This is a genomic window from Streptomyces sp. NPDC006510, assembly GCF_040611955.1.
Classification (GTDB): domain Bacteria; phylum Actinomycetota; class Actinomycetes; order Streptomycetales; family Streptomycetaceae; genus Streptomyces.
In genome coordinates this window covers 1-5,368 of sequence record NZ_JBEXPH010000337.1, presented here as the reverse complement: position 1 = coordinate 5,368, position 5,368 = coordinate 1, and the positions used below count along the sequence as shown (strand labels likewise).

3 protein-coding genes are annotated in these 5,368 nt (G+C 71.4%); all 3 read left to right on the top strand.

The window, feature by feature from the left end:
* The coding region (locus tag ABZY11_RS42665; RefSeq protein WP_356484335.1) for an asparagine synthetase A at window positions 1-843 on the top strand (843 nt) is incomplete at its 5' end.
* Window positions 840-2,108: a glutamate synthase-related protein gene (locus tag ABZY11_RS42660; protein ID WP_356484334.1), complete on the top strand. Its 1,269-nt coding sequence runs from the start codon at window positions 840-842 to the stop codon at window positions 2,106-2,108. The genes ABZY11_RS42665 and ABZY11_RS42660, both read left to right, overlap by 4 nt.
* Window positions 2,109-2,221: 113 nt before the next feature.
* The coding region (locus ABZY11_RS42655) for an amino acid adenylation domain-containing protein (RefSeq protein WP_356484333.1) at window positions 2,222-5,368 on the top strand (3,147 nt) is incomplete at its 3' end.

Genomic DNA, 5,368 nt, shown 5'->3' with positions numbered 1-5,368 from the left:
GTCATCGGACCGGTCACCGATCCTGGCATCCGGGGCTCCAAGCAGGTGGACGTCGACTTCTACGGACACAAGTACAAGCTGATGACCAGCGCGATCCTCTACAAGCAGGCATCGCTGCTGGCCTTCGACAAGATCTTCTGCATCGCGCCCAACGTGCGCCTGGAACCGCTGGAGACGGCCGTCACGCATCGCCATCTCGCCGAGTTCCACCAGATCGACGTGGAGATCCGCGATGCCCGCCGCGAGGACGCGATGGAGCTCGCCGAGCGGCTCGTCGCACATGTCGTCGACGAGGTCGTCCGCGAGATGCCGGGGGACCTGGAGCTCCTCGGCCGGGACCGGGACGCCTTCCGCGAGGTGGTCCAGGGGGCGTTCGGCCGCACCACGCACCGGGAGGCCACCGCGGACCTGGTGGCGCTCGGTCACCCGCAGGACCCCGGCGCCGAGATCGACTGGGAGGGCGAGGAGATCCTCTCCGCGAAGACCAGCCGCCCGTTCTTCGTCGTCGACTACCCCAAGGGTTCGCGGGGCTTCTACGACCAGGAGGACACCGACCGCCCCGGCGTCCTGCGCAACTTCGACCTGATCGCCCCCGAGGGCTACGGCGAACTGGCCAGCGGCAGCGAGCGCGAGCACGACTACGCGGCCCTGGTCACCCGGATGCGCGAGACCGGCGAGAACCCCGCGAAGTACGGCTGGTACCTCGACCTGGCACGCCGCGGCATCCCCGCCAGCTCCGGGTTCGGCATCGGCCTGGAGCGCTTCACCCGGTACGTCACCGGTCGCACCGCCGCCTGGGAGGCCAGCGCCTACCCGAAGCTCCCCGGCGTGGTGTCCGCATGAGCGCCGTACTGAGCGCCGTCGGCTTCCCCGAGGAACAGGTGCGGCACCGGGCCAGGGCCGGAGCGGCGGGGGTCTTCCCCGGACTGGAGTCCTACGGCAGCGGCCTGCTGGGCGCGATCCCGGCCGGCCAGGACCCGTACGACCCGCTGGAGCGCGCCAGGATCGTGCCCCCGGTGTTCATGCCGGAGCGGCTGAAGAAGCTCATCGACCTGGCCCGCGAGCCGCTGTACACGGACGTCGAACTGGACACGCGGGTCGGCGGGTTCGCCTCCCGGCTGCCGCTCTACGTGTCGGCGTTCGGCTCGACGCAGGTCGCCAGCCACGACCTGGGCGAGGCGGCCGGACGGCAGGCCGGACAGCTCGGCATCCCGATGGTCATCGGCGAGAACGTGGTGCCGGTCAACGGTTTCCGCGCCGCCGCCGACTCCGGGGTCTCCCCGCTGCTCGGCCGGATCGCCGCCTACACGGCCGCCGCCGACTACGAGCACGGCGGTGTGGTGGTGCAGCAGTCCACCGAGGACGCGGACGCCGAGGTGTGGAACCTGGTCTACAGCGACCCGGTGTCCGAGCCGCTGCTGGCCACCGGCCGGCTCGCCTTCGAACTGAAGGTCGGCCAGGGTGCCAAGCCGGGCCTCGGCGGTCTCACCGTCCTGGGCCGCGAGGCCGGCGACCGGGTCGCCGAACAGTACGCCATGGACGAGGTGTTCGGCGCCGGCAGCGACTCGGTGCTGCGGATCAGCAGCCCCGGCACCTTCACCGAGGAGATCCTGCGCCAGCAGATCCGGCTGATGCGGAACAACTTCCCCCGCGTGAAGGTGTGGGTGAAGCTGCACCCCGGCCGGGACGTGGCCCACGCCGCGGCCACCGCCTGGGCGGCCGGCGCCGACTCCGTCACGGTCGACGGCGCGGAGGGCGGCACCGCCTGGGCGCCGACCGCCTTCCTCGGCCAGGTGGGGCTCCCGCTCGGCGAGTGCCTCACCCGCATCGGCCGCACCGACCACTGCCTGCTCGCCAGCGGGCGCATCTGGGAAGGCGGCAGGGCCGCGAAGGCACTGGCGCTCGGCGCCCGCGCCGTCGGCCTCGGCCGGGCCGCACTGCTTGCCGTGGACGAGGACGCCGAAGCCGGCCTGGTCCGGCTGGTCGAGTCCATCGCCCTGGAACTCCGGCTGCTGATCAGCTCCGTCGGCAAGTACCACGCGAACGCCCTGGAAGCGGACGACGTCCTGCTGCCGGCCGACGCCGTGATGGCCTCCCGTACCGGCTGACTCCCCGCCCCACCACCCCACTTCGCACCATCCGCACGTCATCCACCGTGGCTCCGTCGGTCTCCCGGCACGCCGCGAGACCACGAGATCCGAGCTACCAAGAAGGTGTCGAGATGTCCCAGCCGCAAGCAGATCCAGCTCTCTCCCTCGGTGTCGGCGTTCCCGCGCACATCGCCGCGTACAACGACACGGCCGAGAACCTTCCCGAGGGTGCGCTGCACGCTCTCTTCGCCGCGCAGGCCGCCCGCACCCCGGAGGCCGTCGCTCTCGTCCGCGAGGACCGCAGTCTCACCTACCGGGAGCTGGACGGCGCGGCCAACGCCCTCGCACACCGGCTCGTCGCCGAGGGCGTACGGCCCGGCGACGCCGTCGGCCTCTTCTTCGACCGCTCGTTCGCCTATGTCATCACGGTCCTCGCCGTGCTGAAGAGCGGCGGGGTGTACGTACCCCTCGACCCGCGCCAGACCGAGGAGCGCCTCGCCTGGATCCTCGGCAACACCGGGGCCACCCTCCTGGCGACCGACCGTCCGGCCGGGGAGACCGGCTTCGCCGGAGACCTGCCCGCCCTGCGGCTCGACGACCGCAGTGCCACGGCCGACACCGCCCCCACCGCACCCGATGTCACGGTCCACCCCGACCAGCCGCTGTACATGATGTTCACCTCCGGCTCCAGCGGCACCCCCAAGGGCGTCGTGAACACCCACCGCAACGTCGTCGAACTGGCCCTGGACCCGGGCTTCGGCGCCGCGGCCCACGAGCGGGTGCTCGCCTACTCGCCGCTGCCCTTCGACTCCTCGACCTACGAGCTGTGGGTGCCACTGCTGCGCGGCGGCCTGGCAGTCGTGCTGTCGGCTCCGAAGATCGACATCGGAGAGCTGGCCGACGCCATCGCCCGGTACCGGGTGACCGCCGCCTACTTCACCACCGCACTCTTCGACGCCATGGCCAGCGAGGCGATCGACGGCCTCAAGCAGCTGCGCGAGATCTGGACCGGCGGCGACGTCCTGTCCGCCACCGCCCTCCAACGGGCCCTGGACCACTGCCCGGACACCACGTTCGTGCATGTCTACGGTCCCACGGAGGCGACCGTCTTCTGCAGTTACCAGTCCTTCACCCCCGAGGTGCGCACCCTTGACCGGCTGCACCTCGGCATCCCGATGGCGAACACCGCCATGTACGTCCTGGACGGCGAACTGCGCCACACCACCCCGGGTGAGACCGGCGAACTCTACGTCGCGGGGCCGCACCTCGCCCAGGGCTACGGCCGACTGCCGGCCCTGACCGCCGAACGGTTCACCGCCGACCCGTACGGACCGGCCGGCAGCCGCATGTACCGCACCGGCGACCTGGCCGCCTGGAACGAACACGGTGAGATCGTGTTCCTGGGCCGCGCGGACCAGCAGGTCAAGCTGCGCGGCAACCGCATCGAGCTCGGCGAGATCGAGACCGTACTGGTGCGCCACCCCTCCGTCGCCCAGGCCGCCGTCATCGTCCGCGAGGACCGGCCCGGCGACAAGCGCCTGGTCGCCTACGCCGTACCCGCCGAGGAAGGCGTCCTGGACGGAGCCGAACTCCTCCGGTACGCGGGCGAGCAGCTCGTCGAGTACATGGTGCCCTCGGCGGTGGTCCCGATGGGGACCCTGCCGCTGACCCCGAACGGCAAGCTGGACCGGCGCGCACTGCCTGCCCCCCGGGCCGGCGCGGCATCCGGCGGCCGGGCCCCGCGCAACCCTGTCGAGGAGGTCCTCTGCGGCCTGTTCGCCCACTCCCTCGGCGTGCCGTCGATCGGCATCGACGACGACTTCTTCACCGTCGGCGGCCACTCGCTGCTGGCGACCCGGCTGGTGAGCCGGGTGCGCACCGTACTCGATGTCCAGCTGACGCTGCGGCAGTTCTTCGAGTTCCCGACCGTGGCCCTGCTCGCCGAGTACGTCGCCACCGGCGGCGGGGAGTCCGCCCGCCCGGCCCTTACCGCACAGGAGCGGCCCGAACCCCTGCCGCTCTCGGCGGCCCAGCAACGGCTCTGGTTCCTCGACCAGTTGGAGGGCCCGTCGGCGACGTACAACATCCCGCTCGCCGTCCGGGTGCGGGGTGACCTCGATGTCGCGGCCCTGGAGTCCGCGTTCACCGATGTCGCGGGACGGCACGAGAGCCTGCGCACGGTGTTCGGCCAGGCCGAGGGAGAGACCTACCAGCGGATCCTGCCCGCCGACAGCGTCCGGGTGGCACTGCCGGTCACCCCGGCGACCGAGGAGAGCGTCGCCGCGCTGCTCACCGCCGAGTCCGAGCGCGTCTTCGACCTGTCGGCCGATCTGCCGTTCCGCGCACGGCTGTTCAGCCTCGGTGAGCACGACCACGTACTCCTGGTGGTCATGCACCACATCGTCTCCGACGGCTGGTCCTACCAGCCGCTGATGCGCGACCTGAGCACCGCCTACGCGACCCGCTCACGCGGTGAGCGCCCGGCCTGGGAACCGCTGCCCGCCCAGTACGCGGACTACGCACTCTGGCACCGCGGCGTGCTCGGTGACCCCGCGGATCAGGAGAGCGTCGCCGCCCGGCAACTCGACTACTGGCGCCGGACGTTGGCCGACCTCCCGGAGGAGGTCACACTGCCCGCCGTCCGGCCGCGGCCGGCCGTCGCCTCCTACCGCGGCGCCACCCACACCGTGCACCTCTCCGAGGACGTCCATTCCACGCTCGCGGAGCTGGCACGCGAATCGGGCGCCTCGGTGTTCATGGTGGCCCAGGCCGCGGTGTCGACGCTGCTGTCGCGTTCCGGTGCCGGGTACGACATCCCGCTCGGATCGCCGATCGCCGGCCGTACGGATCAGGCGCTCGACGACCTGGTCGGCTTCTTCGTCAACACCCTCGTGCTGCGCACGGATCTGACGGGCGATCCGAGCTTCCGTGAGCTGCTGACCCGGGTCCGGGAGACCGACCTCGCCGCCTGGAGCCACCAGGACCTGCCCTTCGACCGGCTGGTCGAGGCCCTCAACCCGGACCGGTCCGCCGCCCGGCACCCACTCTTCCAGGTCATGCTGACACTGACCGACGCGGCCACTCCGACGCTCGTCGCCGGGGAGCTGGAAACCCAATCGGAGTTCACCTGGCTGCGGTTCGCCAAGTTCGATCTGACGTTCTCGTTCGCGGAGCGTCGTACTGGTGATGGTCGGCCGGGTGGGTTGGACATCACGATCGAGTATGCGACGGATTTGTATGACGCGGGTTCGGTGGAGTTGGTGGGTGAGCGGTTGGTG